At 57.5% G+C, this 18,654-nt stretch carries 10 protein-coding genes; 5 read left to right on the top strand and 5 right to left on the bottom strand.

From position 1 onward, the window contains the following. Window positions 1-25: 25 nt before the first annotated feature. The gene (locus HH216_RS01025) at window positions 26-2,569 is read left to right on the top strand and encodes an FdhF/YdeP family oxidoreductase (protein WP_169549099.1); all 2,544 of its coding nucleotides are present in this window, start codon (window positions 26-28) and stop codon (window positions 2,567-2,569) included. Between the two features lie 222 nt (window positions 2,570-2,791). Here the strand turns inward: HH216_RS01025 and HH216_RS01020 are convergent, their stop codons facing one another. The 3 genes from HH216_RS01020 to HH216_RS01010 form a co-directional block, all read right to left on the bottom strand. After that, window positions 2,792-3,622 carry a transglutaminase family protein gene (locus tag HH216_RS01020; RefSeq protein ID WP_169549098.1) on the bottom strand — a complete coding sequence of 277 codons (831 nt, stop codon included), beginning with the start codon at window positions 3,620-3,622 and terminating at the stop codon, window positions 2,792-2,794. Between the two features lie 35 nt (window positions 3,623-3,657). Continuing rightward, entirely contained in the window at window positions 3,658-4,398 is a 741-nt protein-coding gene (locus tag HH216_RS01015; RefSeq protein WP_169549097.1) for a peptidase, read from the bottom strand. A gap of 173 nt (window positions 4,399-4,571) precedes the next feature. Then, entirely contained in the window at window positions 4,572-7,091 is a 2,520-nt protein-coding gene (locus tag HH216_RS01010; protein ID WP_254448629.1) for a DUF11 domain-containing protein, read from the bottom strand. Window positions 7,092-7,491: 400 nt separating this feature from the next. Here HH216_RS01010 and HH216_RS01005 point away from each other — a divergent pair, with 400 nt between their 5' ends. Both HH216_RS01005 and HH216_RS01000 read left to right on the top strand, forming a co-directional pair. Next, window positions 7,492-7,986, top strand: a complete 495-nt coding sequence (locus tag HH216_RS01005) for a hypothetical protein (protein WP_169549096.1) — start codon at window positions 7,492-7,494, stop codon at window positions 7,984-7,986. A 180-nt stretch (window positions 7,987-8,166) separates the two neighbouring features. After that, window positions 8,167-10,683: a T9SS type A sorting domain-containing protein gene (locus HH216_RS01000; protein WP_254448628.1), complete on the top strand. Its 2,517-nt coding sequence runs from the start codon at window positions 8,167-8,169 to the stop codon at window positions 10,681-10,683. A gap of 81 nt (window positions 10,684-10,764) precedes the next feature. Here the strand turns inward: HH216_RS01000 and HH216_RS00995 are convergent, their stop codons facing one another. Both HH216_RS00995 and HH216_RS00990 read right to left on the bottom strand, forming a co-directional pair. After that, window positions 10,765-11,787 (bottom strand): glycoside hydrolase family 43 protein, encoded by a 1,023-nt coding sequence (locus tag HH216_RS00995; protein WP_169549095.1) that lies wholly within the window; start codon window positions 11,785-11,787, stop codon window positions 10,765-10,767. A gap of 103 nt (window positions 11,788-11,890) precedes the next feature. Beyond that, window positions 11,891-16,531, bottom strand: coding sequence for a translocation/assembly module TamB domain-containing protein (locus HH216_RS00990; protein ID WP_169549094.1), 4,641 nt, complete (start codon window positions 16,529-16,531; stop codon window positions 11,891-11,893). A 131-nt stretch (window positions 16,532-16,662) separates the two neighbouring features. Here HH216_RS00990 and tsaD point away from each other — a divergent pair, with 131 nt between their 5' ends. Next, the gene (gene tsaD / locus HH216_RS00985) at window positions 16,663-17,673 is read left to right on the top strand and encodes a tRNA (adenosine(37)-N6)-threonylcarbamoyltransferase complex transferase subunit TsaD (RefSeq protein ID WP_169549093.1); all 1,011 of its coding nucleotides are present in this window, start codon (window positions 16,663-16,665) and stop codon (window positions 17,671-17,673) included. 89 nt (window positions 17,674-17,762) lie between these two features. Then, window positions 17,763-18,635, top strand: coding sequence for an MOSC domain-containing protein (locus HH216_RS00980; RefSeq protein WP_169549092.1), 873 nt, complete (start codon window positions 17,763-17,765; stop codon window positions 18,633-18,635). Window positions 18,636-18,654 lie beyond the last annotated feature (19 nt).

Raw genomic sequence — 18,654 nt, 5'->3', positions numbered from 1 at the left:
TTTGTAGTGCAGAATTAATCAACCTATGGAAAAGTCACCGAATAGCGAGGAGCGGCCAAGTAATCCGGCCGCCCAGCATGCCGAGAATAGCCCGCGCAGCGGAGAACGACCGGAAGAAGGAAAACAAACGGCGCCCGATCATTACATGCAGAAAACGGACGCCGACAAACACGCCCTGCCTGTGCCCGATAACGTGGGGGCCAAGCATCGGAATCCGGTACTGGCGCAGCCCCCCGAAGCCTTTACGGGGCTGAAACTGGGCGAGCCGGCAACGGTGGCTGCGGGTGTTACGGCGGTGCTGAAATCGATGGAGTTTTCGTGGAGCGAGGCAGGCGTCGGGCGCGGAACGAAGGCGCTACTGAACCTCAATCAGAAAGACGGGTTCGACTGCTCATCCTGCGCCTGGCCCGACCCCGACGATCACCGGTCGTTCGCTGAGTTTTGCGAAAACGGAGCCAAAGCCACCGCATCTGACGCCGACAGCCGCCGGGCCGACCCCGACTTTTTCGCTCAGCACAGTCTGGTCGAGCTGTCGCACATGACCGACCGTGACCTCAACAACACCGGTCGGCTGACGCACCCGATGGTGCTACGCCCCGGCGATACGCACTACCGGCAGATCAGCTGGCCCGACGCGTTTCAACTGGTTGCCGACGAACTTAACGCGCTCGACTCGCCCGACGAGGCTATCTTCTACACGTCGGGGAAAGTGCCGAACGAACCGGCGTTCCTGTACCAGCTGTTCGTCCGGCAGTTTGGTACCAACAACCTGCCCGACTGCTCGAATATGTGCCACGAAAGCAGCGGTTCGGCCCTCAGCCCGACGCTGGGTCTGGGCAAAGGGTCCGTTACGCTCAACGATATTCACGAGGCCGAGGTGATTCTGATTATGGGGCAAAACCCCGGCACGAACCACCCCCGGATGCTATCGGCGCTACAGGTTGCCAAGCGGAAAGGGGCCAAGATCATCTCCGTCAATCCGCTGCACGAAGCCGGGCTTAGCCACTTCAAGAACCCGCAGGAATTCACCAATCCTATCAAGGCGGTCGGAGTGCTGCTCGGTGGCGGAACACCCATTACCGATCTGCACTTACAAGTGCGCGTCAATGGCGACATGGCGGTACTGCGGGGTATTATGAAGCACCTGCTTCGGTCGGAAGAAATGAATCCCGGCGAAGTAATCGACCACGAGTTTATTCGGGAATACACGACCAATTACGAGGAGTTTATTGCCACCATCCGCAACACGAGCTGGGAGTCGATCGAACAAATGAGCGGGCTGACGAAAGAGCAGTTGCTCGAAGCGGCCAACATCATCGCGCCGAAAAAGAAGATCATTACCTGCTGGGCAATGGGACTGACGCAGCAGAAAAACGGCGTGATGACCATCCAGGAAATCGTGAACCTGCAACTGATGAAGGGCGCGATTGGCAAACCCGGCGCGGGCACCTGCCCGGTACGTGGCCACTCCAACGTGCAGGGCGACCGTACGATGGGAATCTGGGAACGCCCGCAGAAGAAATTCCTCGATGACTTGAGCAATGAATACGGTTTCGAACCGCCCCGCGAACACGGCTACGACACAGTGGAAGCCATCAAAGCGATGCACGAAGGCAAAACGGGCGTTTTCTTCAGCATGGGCGGTAATTTCCTGTCGGCCGCGCCCGATACCGAACTGGTTGCCGAGGCCCTGCGGAAGCAGAATCTGACGATTTTCGTGAGCACGAAGCTTAACCGGGGGCACCTTGTAACGGGGAAAACCTCGCTGATACTGCCCTGCCTGACTCACCTCGACATCGACATGCAGAAAGCCGGGCACCAGTTTACGTCCTGCGAAAACTCGATGGGTGTGGTTAGTCAGAACAAGGGCGTGCTGCGGCCGGTTGAGGGCGAAATGCTCAGTGAAGTCGCGATTGTGTCGGGCATCGCCATTGCCACGCTCGGCAACCGGTCTACCGTCGACTGGGTGGGATACACGGAGAACTACGACACCATTCGCGATGCGATCGGGCGGGTAATTCCGGGTTTCGATAAATTCAACCAGAAGATTCGTAAGCCCGGCGGGTTCTACCTGCCCAACGGCCCCCGCGAACGTAACTTTACCACCGCCAACGGCAAAGCGAATTTTACCGCTACGACGATGGAAGGGCATCGGCTCGGAGCCGGTCAGCTGGTGATGATGTCGCTTCGCAGCCACGATCAGTTCAATACCACCATCTACGACTATAACGACCGCTACCGGGGCGTTTACGGCGAACGGCGGGTGGTGTTCATGAATCCCGACGATATGGCTGAGCGGGGCATCCGCGAACGGCAGCTTATCAACATCACCAGCCATTTCAACGGTGAGGAGCGCCATCTGGAAAACTTCGTTGCCATTCCGTACGACATTCCGAAGGGCGACACGGCGGCTTATTACCCCGAAGTGAATCCGCTGATTCCGATTACGAGCGTGGCCGACGTGAGTAACACGCCCACGTCCAAGTTTATCGTCGTCACCATCGAGCCGGTAGCTGAAGAGCTTCCCGAAGGCAGCACGACAGCCGTGCCGCTGGAGCTGGTAGCTTAACCCAGTGATTGATCAGGTTGTCCCCGGCAGCTTCCAGCTGTCGGAGCCGCGATAGCGGCTAACAGGGCTGCTACCATTTAGCCTGTCGGCTCCGACAGCTGGAAGCTGTCGGGGACAACTTGGTTAATCAGTTCAAACATCATCAATAAGAAAAGGGAAACGGCCGTGTGCTGTTTCCCTTTTTTGTTGATAAGGTCGTTGTAAAAATCCGTTGGGGGCCTGTTAGGTGAACAGCAGTTCAGCCCGTAACGTCGAGCTGGCCTGCCCCTGAAACGTGCCGCTAATGGGGGCCGCCAACTCAGGTTTGGCCGTCGATGTCAGGAAAATATGACGGTTACTGACAACGGTACCCTGCGTTGGGTCGAAGCCGCGCCAGCCTGCGCCGGGCAGATACACCTCCACCCACGCGTGTAGCTGATGCTCCTGCTGCGGGTTGCCAAACAAATAACCGCTTACAAAGCGGGCGGCAATGCCGACACTGCGGCAGGCCGCCATAAACAGGGTGGTGTAGTCACGGCACGAGCCGCACATCAGCATCAGCGTCTGCTCCGGCGGGTAGGGCGCTCCTACTTCGCGCACCTCATAGGTAAACTGACGGATTGCCTGATTGAGCGCCATCAGAAAACTGGTTGTCTGCCAGCTAGCCTGAGCCGCCAGCTGTCGCGCCCAGCTTTCCACCCGTTCCGACACCCCGACCCGCTCCATATACGGGTTCAGCAAATCCTGCTCCTGAGCCGGATACCGAAACGGAATTCGTTGGGTATCAAAAGGAAATAGGACAAAGTCGAACGAATTGAATTCCTCGGACTCCAGCTCGATTTCGGCCCGTACGTTCAGGCGGTTGGTCGGATGGTCGAAGTAAGCCAGTTGCTGCACATTGCCCTCGACATCGATATTGCGCACAATTCGCGACGGAACCGGGTCGATAATCAGTTCGTAGCGCAGCAACCGCTGGTACGGGTACATGCGTGGGTACAGATACAGCATCTGCGGCCCCAGGGCAACTGGATGATCGTAGGTGTATTCGGAATCGTGCCGGACATGCAGCTTCATAAGCGGAGGCATTACAGACTAAGCCGGAAAAGCGCTCAACTGTTTTTTACGGCGCGAACCTTTTCGAAAATGGGGTCCATCCAGTAGGAGGGAAGTTTACGGACTGAATTGCTCAGCAGGGCACTCCACTGGTGCGACACCTCGTCCATGTCGTCTTTTTCCAGCCGGTACTCAGTCATGTGGAAACTATCGGTTGGGTACACCACCACGTCGAGTGGGTAATCGACGTCGTTGGCGCTGACACGGGTAGCGTCGAAAGCCAGAAAGCCGATCTTCAGCGCGTCCTGCAAGCTGGTTTCGTAGGATAAATTTCGAAAGAGCAGCGGTTTGCCGTAACCCGAATTGCCGATAATTTTAAACGGTGCCCCCTGATCGACCTCGACCCAGTTGCCTTCGGGATACAGTAGAAACAGCTTGTGTTCGCGGTCCTGCTCCAACTGCCCGCCCACAATGGCGTTGAGGTTGAAATTGAGCCCACTGGCCGTAATCGACGATTTGTCTTCCTGCGCCACCCGTTTTACCTGTTCGCCGAAGGCATTGACAGCCTGATACAGTTTGGTAAACGAGCGGTCTTTTTCGGCAATGACTTCGTTGAAATAGGTGATGGCCTTGTCGCGAACGGAGCGCAAACCGGAGGTCATGATGAATAACGAATGGTTCTCAACCTCATGAACCGAAATTTTTCGATTCGATGATACTTCCGTGCCCGACGTTAGTCGAGTATCGGCGATTGCCACCAGGCCACCTTTTACTTTGATTCCTAAACAATACGTCATTTTCCAGCGATACAAAACGGGGGTGCTCCGGGCAAATATACAGGCTTGCCCGGTTGATGGTTCACCCTGAAATGGCTTTTCTCAAAAAAGCCCCACTTGCTCAACGCTTATCGCCTGACTCTGTGTTGGTCGGGTCTTCAGTCTGGCCGGATCAGATCACTAAGGATTGCCTACTATTTTCTGGAAACGGCCCCCTGCCGCCCGCCCGACAGCCCTGTTACGCGCAGGTCGAGCTGGGCGGTGTCGTCTTCGCCGTTGGTATAGCCATTGCCGGGCGTACTGTCGGGGTCGGGCTGCGTCGATGAATTGATCTGGGCCATATTCGTCAGCGTACCGGTAGCCGTTGTCCGTGCCACGAAGCTAACGGTAGCGCGGCTGCCCGCCTGAAGGGAATTGACGCTGGCCGACAGCAGCGTGCCGTTGCCGGTAGCGGTAAAATCCGACGACGAAACAAACGTGAGCCCGCTGGGGAGCTGATTGAGCACAACGGCCTGCCCAACCGTTTGTCCGCCCAGATTCGATACCGTCAGACTGACGGAAACAAGCTGCCCAATTACGGCTGCGCGCCGGTCAACCTGCATGGTCAGGCTCAGGTCGGCTTTGTTGGGATCGGGTGTGGGCTGGTTGCCCTGTACAGCGGGCAACGGTACCTGATTGGGGTTGGGCGAGGCAAATGTCGCGTTGTTTGAATCGATGCTTGTCGCGCGCAGGTCGACGTGCGCTTCGTCGTCCTGTCCGTCGTCAGTACCGGAGCCGGGCTGGCTGTCGGGGTCAGGGCCGTCTTGCGTCATGATCTCGGCCGCATTCTGATACACCCCTGCCGCCTGCATTCGGGCTACGTACCGGAAACTGCTCGACTGGCCGGGGGCGAGGGTCGCCAGCGTACCTAACACCATACCGTTCGAAAGCTGCATGGTGGGGCTGGAAACGGCCACCAGATTAGCCGGTAACCGGTCGGCAATCGTGGCAGAGCGGACCTGACAGGCACCTTCGTTCCGAACCGTCAGCGTAAACGTGGCGGTATCACCCACGAGCAGGGTGCGCCGACTGACGGCCATGCTGATTGACAAATCTGACCCGGCCGGGCTGATCGATAAGCTGGCGGGGTTTGAAAGGCACCCGTAAGCCGCTCCTTTGGCCTGTACCGAATAAAGGCCGGACCCGTTGATGCTCAGTGAATTCGTATTGACGCCCGTGTTCCACACGTTGCTGCCACTACCGGCATAGCTCGAGGTTAAAATCGTGTTGCCCGGCAGGCAAAACTGGGCGGGGCCCTGCACGCTGATTGTCGGGTCGGCGGGGCGAATCTCCGACGGAACCGTGATGGCCGGCGGAAACGTGATCTTGTTCTGCGCGCTCCTGAGCCGGGCCGAATAGGTACCCGCGCCAACGGTCAGGCTTTGGTCGCTGCTGCCCGTATTCCAGGTGTAGGTAGCGCTGGCAGGCAGGGTGATCTGTACCTGGTTGCCGGTGGCGCAGGCTACGCTGATGAGGGGTTGCTGTTCGGCCAGATACGGCTGCGAGTTACGGAAAAAGTCGTCGCTGATGGCATCTGACCAGAGCTGGGCGACGGCCCGCTGTCCATTGGGCGAGTAATGAATTCCATCGGGGCGGTCGGTCATGTTGTCGAGGTCAGGCCCCTGAAATACGTTGTAGTTGGTCCGGCTCAATACCTGTGTCTGTGCCGACCGTACGTTGTCAAACCGGCCATTGGCGTACGACGAAATAGCGATCAGCATGGGCAGATTTGGCTTGCTGGACTCCTGCCGTACTTTGTCGATCACCCCGTAGTACTGTGTCCGGATATCGTCGGTTGCATTGCCCCGGTCATTTTCGCCGTGGTGAATCAACACCGAGCGCAGGCCGGTAGCCGGTACGTACATGTTCATGATGTTACGGATGTTGGCGTACGGCATCCGGATGCTGTAGTTCACAAAACCATGACTGAATGGAATATCGTAGGCCGCCTTATAATTCTGCTCCATGTTGGTGCCGCCGAAACCACCGTTATAGATCAGTACCGGCACGTTGATACGTTGGACGAGCAAATCGCCCATGCGCCCCCAGAGCCAGCAAAACCGCGCAAAGGGCGACAGCCCGCTGTACGTAGCCAGCTGACCGAATACCAGGCCCGGCAGGTAGGTCGTACTGGCGGTTTGTTCGTAAGCCCGAAACTCCGGCGTCGACTGGTCGACGGGAACAACCGTCACCCGGTCGTCGACGGCTCCGTCTATGGTTGGGCAGTAGTCGGTGCCGCCGATAACGCAGCTGGATCCCTGCGCGTTGGAGTGACCCAGAATAGCAAACACTTCGCCCACGCCAAACCGCGCGACTGCATCGGTGGCCACGGTCTGCCCGTTGCGTAGTCCACGCACCTCGATGCTGTACCAGCCACCACTGACTGGCAGCGTGCCCGAGAATTGGCCATTGACGGGGTTTGTCTGAAGGGATGTCCAGCCGGTGGTGGTGCCCTGCCCGGATGCGCGGGCAACAGCCCTCGCTTCTACGGCATCGAGCAACTGCGCGTAGCTGCCCGCAATCTGGACGGTAGCCCGGTTGTTGTTGTCGCGCTGAACGACCATCCGTTCGACTGGGTAAGTGACATTGATCTGGGCCGATACCGGGCATCCAATCAGCAGAAACAGGCCACCACACAGTGCGGCAAGCAAGCGATCACGGAAACGATTGTTCATAAACGAGGTAGAACTGTATCTGTCTGTTTGCTATGTAGCAGGCACCGTGCCAGACTCCGGCCGGTTGAGTCAATTTGTTGATTAATCGGTAGGTAAAGGTAGTGGCACCGCCAGTTTAGTACCACAGTGTTACTGTTTTCGCAGAAAATTAATGTTAATTAATACGCTGACGGTATTTCTTGTGCCGTGAACAGGCCCGTCGATAGCTACGGGTAATTAGCGGCCGTTTAACGATGTTTAAACAGGCAGATCAGATGACCGTAATGAGTGGTTAAAAATAGGCAATTTATTGATTATCAGATGAGCAGGCAGGCCTGGATGGGTGGGTAAATTTGTTTTACCCAAACCTTTCTCTTACTTTGTCTGACGAAGGAAAATCCCCCCCTTCGTTGACCGGCTGATGAACTTTGATGACGAAGACGACGAAGACAATTTCATGGATTGGGACGGCTTCGACGAAGATTACGATCCTGAAGAGACGCGGGCGGAGATGGAAGCTGAGAACAGACGAATTCGTAACCTGCCCATTCTGCGCAAGGCCAACGAGATCATGGAACTGACGCAGGCCATCGTCGAAACAATCAACAAGGAAGAGGATGTGCTGATGATGCACGAGCAGATGCTGGCCAACGCCATGATGCTGGCACCGAAAATCGTGGGGGCGGAAGGCGGTGACCTGTACACACTGCGCATGGAAAACGCGGTTATCATTAAGATGCATGCCCGCGAATTACTGGCGCAGACCTCGTACTGCAAAGCCGAAAAACTGGCTACCTCGGCCTACCTCAACGTGCTGCGCGACGAGATCGAACAGTTCCGGCTCCTGTTTGTCGACTGGGTAAACGGCTTCGATAAAGATAATGATGCGCCCGACGACTGGGGCCTGTTTTATTGAGTGAGTAATAACCTGAAAGCCCCGCCTTACAACCTGCAAGGCGGGGCTTTTTTTGTGCCGCTGACAGAGACAGGGGCGTGGTGACGTCCGCCGAACTTTCGCCATCCGCTGACGAAAGTTCGGCGAATCAATTCCGCAAATCGAATACCTTTGTTTTTACGCTGTACCAACTTTGTGGCTATGCCATCTCCTCTACTAACCGCTACTCAACGGTCTTTGCCGGCTGCCCTTGCCAGTATGTTATTGCTGCTGCTGGCCCTACTACACTCCGTAACCGTACGGGCTCAGGCACCCGGCAGCACTGCCGGATTGACGATAAGTCCGGCTTCTGTCAGTGTGTGTCTGGGTAGCCCGGCTTCGCTGACGGCCGGTGGCTGCCCGGCGGGTGGTATAGTCCGCTGGTCGACGGGGCAAACGACTGCCGTTGTCAGCGTCACGGCCAGCCAGCCAACAACCTACACCGCTACCTGTACGGTCAGCGGTACGGCCACTACCACTACGGCAACCGTGACGCCCGTTCAGGCCGTCACGTTCACGGCGGGGCCGGGTTCAATTACAGTCTGCTCTGGTAATACGGCTGTTCTTTCTGTTGCCCTGGCAGACGGCACGTCGGGTACGCTGGCGTGGTACGGCGACGGTAATCCGGTACAACAAAATCCTACCGCGTCGACGCCACGGCTGACGTTTACGGACATACAGCCTTACAACGTGGGCAACTATTACCTGACGGCGACGAATGCCTGCGGCACCACCACCAGCCGGGCCGCGCGGGTTACCGTACCGCCCGCGCTGACGATCAACGCGGTCAGTACACCAACCAGCTGCGCCAGCCAGTTCACGGGGCAGATCAGTGTAACGGCAACGGGCGGTTCGGGCGACAAGCAGTATCAGCTCAACGGGCAGGAGTTTCAAACGCAGAATACGTTTATCAGTCTGCAATCCGGTAGCTACGTTGTGGGCGTCCGCGATGCGCTGGGCTGCTCGACTCAGACGACGGTCGAGGTAAAGCCGCCAACGCCCATGACGTTGTCGATTCGTACCGTCGATACCCGATGCTTCGGCGGTATCGATGGTGGGTTGGTCGTTGGTGTGACGGGTGGTACGTCTCCGTATCGGTACCAGATCAACGGCGGAACCGCCCAGCCGAGCGGTACATTCACTGACTTAAAAGCGGGGAGTTATACGCTCGTCGTGACAGACAATGCGGGTTGTGTAACGGCTCAGTCGGCGCTGATTGGGTCGCCAGCGGCTTTCGACATCCGTGCAACAGCACAGCCGACCCGGTGTGCTGGCTCGGTCGATGGGAGTGTCACGATTGTCGCCAGCAATGGCAACGGGCCTTTTCAATACCAGCTCGGTACCGGCGCTTATCAGACGGGTACGGTCTTCACCGGATTAGGAGTGGGCCCCTACGATTTCACCGTTCGGGACCAGATTGGGTGTACGATCAAACGAACCGTAACGGTGCAGCAGCCGGTCGTGCTGGCGCTGACGGCGGCCGTGCTTCCCGTAAACTGTCAGGGCAACGCCAGTGGGGCGATTACGGTGCGCAGTACCGGTGGTACGGAGCCAATCCGTTACCAGCTGACGTCGTCGCGCACGGTACAGCGGAATCCGGTATTCAGCCGGTTAGCGCTGGGCGATTACACGGTTGTAGCGACAGATACCAACGGCTGTACGGCTCTGCTGTCGGTTACGGTGGGGAAAGCCGAACCGATCCGGCTACAGGCAACGACGCAGGCGGCCCGCTGCTGCGTTTGCCCAACGGGTACCGTATCGTTGACGAGTACGGGTGGTTCGGGTACAACGCGTTCTTACCAGCGCCTGGGGCTGACGGATCAGGCCAGTAATCAGTTTGGCGGATTCGTGCCGGGTTCGTACCGCTTTAGAATTGCCGACGAGGCAGGCTGCGCCGACACGGTACAGGCCAGTGTCGGCGATGCATCGGCCCTGTCGCTAACGGTTGGTACGGTGAAAGATGCCAACTGCGCGGGCGGGGCAGACGGGGAAGCGGCCGTACAGATCGTGGGTGGTACACGCCCGTTTCTGTTCTATTGGCAAACCCCTCGGCGCGATACGCTGCAAAGTCGTGCTATGGCACAAACCGGCCTGACTGAAGGCACGTATACGGTAAGCGTTCGGGACAGTAACCGCTGCACAGCGTCGACGGCTTTCGTAACGATCCGATCGCGCTTTCCAACCCCGGAAGCCCCCGTTGTATCGCAGTCGGGCAGCACCTTGCGCGTGACTGGCTCGTCGGGTATTCAGTGGTACGTACAGCCAACGGGCAGTACATCGGCAACTGCCATCACCAACGCTACCTCAACTACGCTGACGCCCTTTCAGAGTGGCCGTTATTACGTCGTTACCACCCAGAACGGGTGTGCATCACCAGCTTCCAACGCGGTTGTTTTTGTGCTGACGGCTATCGCCGAACCCGGTACGGAACTGTCGATCCGGGTGCTGCCCAACCCCATCGGTACGCACCTGAGGCTGGAAATAGAGCAGGCCATCCGGCAAACTGTTTCGCTGACGTTGCACGACGCGGGTGGGCGATCTGTTCGTCAGTTCACCGTACCCGCCTTCGTCGGCAAACAACAGCTTGAATACCCGCTCCCCGATCTTCCCGCCGGTACCTATCTCCTCCGCGCCGACGCCACCGACCGGCAGGCAACGATGCGGGTTGTTAAGGAATAGTTTTAAAGAGCGAAAGAACGAAAGAGTGAAAGAGCGAAAGGTTGCTGACGCAGGCCATCGCTCCGCTTCGGCGGTCCGATTTCACTCTTTCGTTCTTTCGCTCTTTAGAATAGGCTCGCCGAAGTGCGGTGAACCGTCGGGATTCCAGGTGAACGGCTGAATGTGAGGGGCGCGTTTGTTGCCGCAGCCATCGGTGGCCGATGGGTTGGCGTGGTAGATCATCCAGTCGGGTGAGTTAGCGCTGGTGGTGCGGAAAAAACCGCCGTGGCCGGGGGCATAGACGCCGTTTTTGGGCGACTGGACAAAAACCGGCTGTGGGCTCTTTGTCCAGTTGGCGGGGTTGAGCAGATCACCCGTACCGGTAAACGTAAGCAGCCCCATGCAGTAGTCGAGCCAGCAGGCATTGGCCGAATAAATGATGAACAGCTGCTTGTCGTGCCGCAGGAATTCCGGGCCTTCGTTGACGTAAACTTTCGGGACTTCGCCGTTTTTCTGCCAGTCGACCGGAACGTCGCCGTGCCGCTCCCAGGGTAGGTCCGGTTGCGAAATCAGTACGCGTTCGCTGCCCATCGTCCACGGATTGGTCAGTCTGGCGATGTAAATGTTCTGCTGCCCGTTGGTGGCCCCTGCCCAGCCCGACCACGTAGCGTACAGTTGACCGTCATAGTCAAGCACCGACATATCGATGGCCCAATGGTCGCCCGGATCGCTGACTTTACCTTTCATCGTCCAGTCGCCCTGCATGGGGTCGGGCGATTCGTTTTCAACAACCCAGATACGATGGCTCAGATTGTTGACTGAATCGGCCGCGAAATACACGTACCATTTGTTGTTGAACCGATGAATTTCGGGTGCCCAGAGATCCCGCGAGTAGGGGGTTCCGGCGGGGGGCGTGTAGATCACCTTCGACTCCGCATTACGCAGGTCAGCCATGTCGCGGGTTTTCCAGAGCGTCAGGTTTCGGCCCGTCGTATTCATGTAATAATACCAGCCGTCGTGTTGCAGCACCCACGGGTCCGGGCCGGAATCTTTAACGGGATTGGTAAACGTGCGTTGGCTAAACGCCGAGGTTGTCAGAAAAAGGAGCAAGATAATGCTACGCATACCAGTTGATAGTGTTGAGTTTTTGGTCGATTTGTCAGGCAGATGCTATACATCGTAAACCCAGAACCGTAAACTCTATACTGTAAGCAGATTGCCCAAACCGCTATCGAAACAGCGTGGAAACCGGAGTGACCGGGGTGGAGGGGGATGTGGGCGACGCGCTGCTTGGCGCAGGAGCCAGTCCGGGGGCGGGGCGGCTTGTACCGAATAACCGGTTGAACGAGCGGGTGTAAAGCAGGCTTAGCCCACCGCCCGTCGAAATGGTTGTGCTGGCCAGGTTAAACTGATTCAGAATGCTTTGCTGATTGCGATTGTAAACTTTCGCCCGCAATTGCCCGTCAGACGTCAGCCAGTATTCCAGTGTCCATTCGCCCAGCAGACTGGCCGTGTTGTACTGGTTCTGCCCGTACGTGAAGCCCCCGTCGCGGCTGATCCGCAGCCGGTCGTTAAGCAGTCGATACGAAAAGCGTAGTTGCAGGTTATTGAGCAGGTTGTCGTTTTGCGTCGAGCTACTGCTGGTGAAGCCACCAAACGACAGGCCGATGTCCAGGTTGTCATTGAGCGACGAAGCCAGCCGACTGATCTGGTTCGACACTAGTTCACTCACGCTGTTGGCCACGCCCGCGTTGACCTGTCCCTGATCGAACAGGCTGGTGCCTTCGGGTAAAAGCTGGTTGAACAGCAGAATGCTGCTTACCTGCCGGGTCAGCTCCTGATCGTTGCTTTGCAGCCTCGATTGAAAGGCGGTGACGGCCTGCCGGAAATCGGACGTCGAGGGGTAGTCTTTTACGTCGACGTTGTAGTTGATGGCGGGGGCTCCCAGATCACCGTTGATCCGAATCACCAGATCGACCGGGTACCGACGCGTCTGATCGGACCCACGACTGCCCGTTGGCAACAGGGGCGACAAAGACGTGTACTGCGTGTATGCTGCCGTAACGTCGAGCAGGGCACCGTAGGGGTCGCCCGTCCAGGTGATGCGACTGTTGGGCCGAATCTGGAAGCGTTTGTTGATGATGTTCTGGAAGGTAAACGTGTAATCTCCTTTCTGAATGGCGTAGGTGCCGGTCATTGAGAAGTCACCCTTCGTATCAACCCGCATCGCGATCCGCCCCTGTCCGTAGGCTTTGATAATGTCGCCCGTCTGCTTGTCCAGCTGGATTTCGCAATACGCATCGGGGGTGATGTCGAAGTTGAAATCCATCATAATCCGCGACAAATCGATCCCACCCGGACGTTCGTCGGGGGGCAGATCAGTGCCGGATTTGGGCGCGGCATGGCTGACGAACCGAATCTGGTCGTCGGACGATACCGACGCGGCTCCGTCGAGCGGGATGTAGATACGGGTGCCTTTGTTACTGGCTACGTTGGCCTGAATCGCCAGATTGTCGAGCGGCCCGGTTAGTTCTGCTTTACCCGTGATGACCCCCTGCCCGTAGAACACGTCGTTGTCGGTCACGCTGGTGTTCATAATGCGGAAGTTGCGGAAGTCGCCGGTCAGCCCCAGCGTGACGTTGCGGAAGCCGTCGTGAAATACCCCACCACGTAGCTGCGCCGTGTTGCCGTCTGCGTCGCGCAGGGTCAGGTTACGGGCAATGATTTCGTTTTCGCCGAAATAAATTTTGTTGTCGAACGTGAAATCCGTTTTCAGGTAATCGAAGCGGCCCCGTCCGTTCTGCAAGTTCAGTTCACCCGTCAGTATGGGGGCTGCCGGTTTCCCTTTGATGGCGATTTGCCCCATAGCCGTACCGCCGAAATTGGAAAACAACCCTTTCGTAAAGGAATCCAGAATAGCCAGGTCGGCGTTGGTCAGGGCTGCCGTCAGGTTCAGCGGGTCGGTCGTCAGCGAGGGCGTATAGCTACCCAGAATGGTCAGGATATCGGCGTCGTTGCGGCTCAGGTGTGCGTCGACGTTCAGCCGCTGCAATGACTGTTCCCATTCGGCCCGGCTACGCAGATCGCCAAACAGGGTGCTGTCGTAAGCCAGTGCCGTCACCGCAAACTGACTTTCGAGAATGGGTGTCTCGTAAATGTTGCGTACCGACGCGGTGCCGTTCAGCGTACCGCCCAGCTTGGTGTTCAGTACCGAGTTGAGCGATTGCAGTTTGAAGGCATTGGCCGCCACCGTCAGCACCTCGCTCGAATCGGTCGACAGCCGCCCGGCGGCCTGTATGCGCTGATCCTGGTTCGTAACCGACAGATTACGGATGGTGTATTCGTCGCCTACTTTCCGAATCAGGCTTTCGGTGTTCAGTGTCCAGTCGCCATCCAGTACGCGCAGCTGCGATTGCCGGAAGGTCAGGTCGATGGCGTCGCCTTTGAAGCGCAGTTCGCCGTTCAGCACCGCCCGGTTACTGCTGCCCGCCTGATCGACGTTGGTCGTAAAATCAATGTGGTCGGTGTCCCAATAGCCTTCCGCCTGTAGGTTGCGGGTCGGTATCGCCTTGCTGAACGACTGCCGCTCCGACGATAGCACCGCCGATGCCAGCACTTCAGGACTGAGGGTAAACTTAGACGTCGTCAGGTCGAGATCGGTTGGGCCGAACCCGATTTTGTTGAACCGCAGCGAGTCAGTATGCAGGTTGGCCGTCAGGAATGAGGTGTTGCCGACGGTGAAGCGCCCTTCAAGCCGGGTAGCGGGCGAGACATACAGTGTCGGGTCGAGGAAGGCGATCAGGGGCGCTACAGCCTTCGTGATCGTCTGATAGTCGATGCTGTAGTGCATCAGCCCGGTGCGGGGCAACTGCTGTTTCTTTCGGGCGTAGTACGCGTTCATACCAGCCGCATCGCCCGCAAAAAACAGCTTGTATTCCCGGATGAGTTGACTCAGGTCATCGACGGTGCGTTGCGGCTGGAAATTGCCCTGAAGTTTGGCCGTCAGAAACTCCGAGTCGAGCGCAAAGTATCGCTGTGAACTGACCGAGTCCGGATTTCCCTCCTGTCGACGCTGTTCTACCGACGATACCAGCGACAGGGTATCGATGCGGAGTGAACGCCGGTTGAGTAGCAGTCGGGCATCGTGGAAGTAAGCCTGCCCCACAATGTTGTCTAACTTGTTGCCTTCGAGCTGCACGTCGAGGCCGGTGCTGATCTGCAACGAATCGTCGACGAAACCCAGCGCCAGCAGATTGGCCTGCTGCACGGTGCCATGCAGATCATAGCGGCTCAGGGGCTTGGTGAAGTCGAATTCGCCGTCGAGATCAAAGGCCAGGTTCGGGTCGCGGAGGGCCAACTGCCCGTGGAAAAATGCCTTTTGCAGGTTGCCCCGTACCGTCACGTCGCGGTAGTCGTAGCCCTGCCAGCCGAAGCGCGCCAACTGCCCGTTGACGTCGACGCTGGCTTTTTCAATATTGATACCCCGCCCCGTCAGTTGCGCCTGCCCGTCGATCAGTCGGAATTGCTTTGGGTCGTCAATCAACGTACCGAGGTTGAAGTCGGTAGCTTTCAAATTCGCCGTGTAGGTCGTCTGATCGCTGTTTTTGGGGAGTTTCAGGGCAATGTCGCCGGTCACCGTTCCGAGGGCGGTTCGGAAGGTGCCCACGTTTTTAAAGTCGCTGAACAAGCCGACGAAGCGTGTGTCGAACGCTACCGTGCCCAGCTTCTGAATAGTCTTGTTGAAGCCTTCGTTGGGGTAATACTGCCGGATATCGGCCATGTTGACGAGCGAGGGAGCAAACGCCAGATTGACCGTTGTGCGGTCGATGTCGGGCAACCCTTTCCAGGCCATGTCGCCCACAAGCCGACTGCGTCCACCGGGGCCAAAGCGCAGATCGGTATGGTTGAGCCGAAAATTATCGACCGTACCCGTGAACAGCCCTGACAGGTACCACGTCTCGTTGAGTCCACGCAGGTAGTCGGAGAAAAGGCCGAGGTCCTGCGAGCGGATTTCGCTGTCGTGGAAGCGGGCCTGTATCACAACCCGGCGGTTGAAATCGCCAAAGGCCGACGGGCGTTCGTAGAAAAACGTCAGGCTGTGGCGGATGATCGAGTTGCCGATGTGGGCGTAGAGCCGGTCGAAATCCATCGTTTTGGCACTGTACAGAAAGTGCGTGTCGAGCCGCCGGATACGCAGCCCCGATCCCTTGTCGATGCCCGATAAGCCTTTGATGTTAAGCGCGATGGTATCGCCCAGTACCAGAAACTGGCTAACGTCGCCGGTCAGGTTTTTAAGCGTGAAGTGGTTGTAGTCGAAGCTGTTACGGTCGCGCATGTACGGCTCGCGGGGGTCGTCGAGCGTGTAAGCACCTTCGATCAACTGAATCCGGGCGATGGTAAACGGCGTGTGCTGATCGGGTACCGATGGGCGGGTCGTGTCGGCCGTCAGCTTATCGATTTGCGCAATGAACTCGTCCAGGTTGGTGTCGCCCGTGCGCGGATTTTTTATCATCCGTACGTCGGGGCGGTACAGCACGGCCCCGTCGAGGTGCAGGTTGTGCGCCGACGAGTCGATCAGATTGCGGAGGTTGTAATCGAGATCGAGCCGCCCGACCTGAATCATGGGGCGTTGCTCGCGGTCGAGGATTTTAACGCCCGACAGGGTCAGCGAGTCAAACCACTTAATCGATACACTTTCGATACTGACCGGAAATTCAAGCTTTTCCGACACCCGACGGGCTACCTCCTGCACCAGACGCGTCTGAACGGGCGGCAGTTGCAGCGCCAGTAAAATCGCAAACGCCAATCCGACTACCGTCAGCACGAGGTAGAGCAGGGTTTTGGCGAGTATGGCGAAAAACTGACGCATTCCGGGCGGAAAGGGCTAATATACACGCTGTCGGGTAATACCCGTACGGGTCAGACCGCTAAGAGAGGGAACGGTTTAATGGTGACTTTCCTTACACTCTCTACAACAAACATTATCCATTAGTTTTGTGCGTGATTATTTTAGCTATTGAATCGTCCTGCGATGAAACGTCGGCGGCCGTTCTGGTCGATAGTGAGATGCGTTCTAACGTCATTGCGGCTCAGCTGATTCATGAGCAGTACGGGGGCGTAGTGCCCGAACTGGCGTCGCGGGCGCATCAGCAACACATCTGGCCGGTAGTCGAACGGGCGCTGGCTGATGCAAAAGTAACCAAAACCGATGTGTCAGCGATTGCCTTCACGCGGGGGCCGGGCCTGCTGGGGTCGTTGCTGGTGGGCGCGTCGTTTGCCAAAGCCCTCGCCCTGGGGTTGCGCGTCCCGCTTATCGAAGTCAACCACATGCAGGCCCACGTGCTGGCCCACTTCATCGACGACCCCGACCGACCCGAAAAACCGCAGTTTCCGTTTCTTTGCCTGACCGTCAGCGGGGGGCATACGCAGATTGTCCGTGTCGATGGTCCGCTGGATATGCACGTAATCGGGCAGACGATGGACGATGCGGTGGGTGAAGCCTTCGACAAGTCGGCCAAGTTGCTGGGGCTACCGTATCCGGGTGGGCCGCTGATCGACAAATACGCTGCCGAAGGAAACCCGCTGGCCTACCGCTTCCCGATGAGTGAGATGCCCGACTTTAACTTTTCATTCAGCGGTATCAAAACGGCTATTCTGTATTTTCTGCGGCAGCAAACGAAAGAGAACCCCGACTTTATTCAGCAAAACCTACCCGACATTTGCGCCAGTATTCAGCACACGCTGGTTCAGATGCTGTTGACGAAGCTGAAACGGGCCGTGCGCGAAACGGGTATCCAGCAGATTGCCGTAGCCGGGGGAGTATCCGCCAACCGGGGCTTACGCACCGCCCTCAGTCAGCTGGGGCAGGAGCAGGGCTGGTCGGTCTTTATCCCCCGCTTTGACTATTGCACCGACAACGCAGCCATGATTGCGATGGCGGCCAAGTTCAAATACGAGCAGGGCGACTTCACCGATCAAACCGTCAGCCCCCTGCCGAGAATGAGTTTTTAAGTGGTTTAAGGTTTAATGTTCAAGGTCTAAGGTTGTTTGCCTGCCCAACGTTAAACCTTGAACATCAAACCACAAACTACGAACCAACAATGTTTCTCTCCGCCCTATACATCTACCCGATCAAGTCGCTTGGCGGGATTTCGGTTGATGAAGCCGTCGTCGAAGCGAAAGGACTACGCCACGACCGGCGATTTATGCTGGTGACCCCCGACGGGAAATTTATCACCCAGCGTACCCACCCCATCATGGCCCTGATCGACGTCCGAATCGATGGTGATACCTTGTCAGTATGGCACCGGCACCGGGCCGACGATGTGCTGAATCTGCCGCTTGACGGTGCCGTACCGGGGACGGGGGAGACAATGGCCGTGTCGATCTGGGACAGCAAAGACGTGCCCGCACAGACCGTCAGTGCCGAAGCCGATGCCTGGTTTTCGCGGGTACTGGCGATGCCCTGCCGACTCGTCTACATGCCCGATACCACTCACCGGCCCGTCGACGAGCAGTACGCCCGGCAGAATGATCCGGTCAGCTTTGCCGACGGGTATCCGTATCTGCTCATCGGGCAGTCGTCGCTCGATTACCTGAACAGACTGGTTATTTCTGAAACGCAGCCGGAGCCGATGGAAATGGCGCGGTTTCGGCCCAACCTGGTTGTCAGCGGAAGCAAGCCGTACGAGGAAGACGGCTGGGCAACGTTCCGGATTGGTGATCTGACGTTTTACGGGGTGAAACCCTGTGCCCGCTGCGTACTGACAACCATTGACCCGACGACGGCCGAAAAAGGACGCGAACCGCTGCGAACATTAGCCACGTATCGGCAGTATACACACAAGATTCTGTTTGGGCAGAACGTGCTACCCGACCCCGATGCGTCGGGCGTGTTGCGGGTGGGGCAGGTGCTTGACGTGACAGTTCGACAGGAACCCTGGCTGGCTCCGCCCGTTGATATGGAATACTAGTTTTGGCTTATTTGATTGA

It is taken from the genome of Spirosoma rhododendri (assembly GCF_012849055.1).
In the GTDB taxonomy this organism is placed as follows: Bacteria; Bacteroidota; Bacteroidia; order Cytophagales; family Spirosomataceae; genus Spirosoma; species Spirosoma rhododendri.
This window is presented reverse-complemented; position numbering and strand designations above follow the sequence as displayed.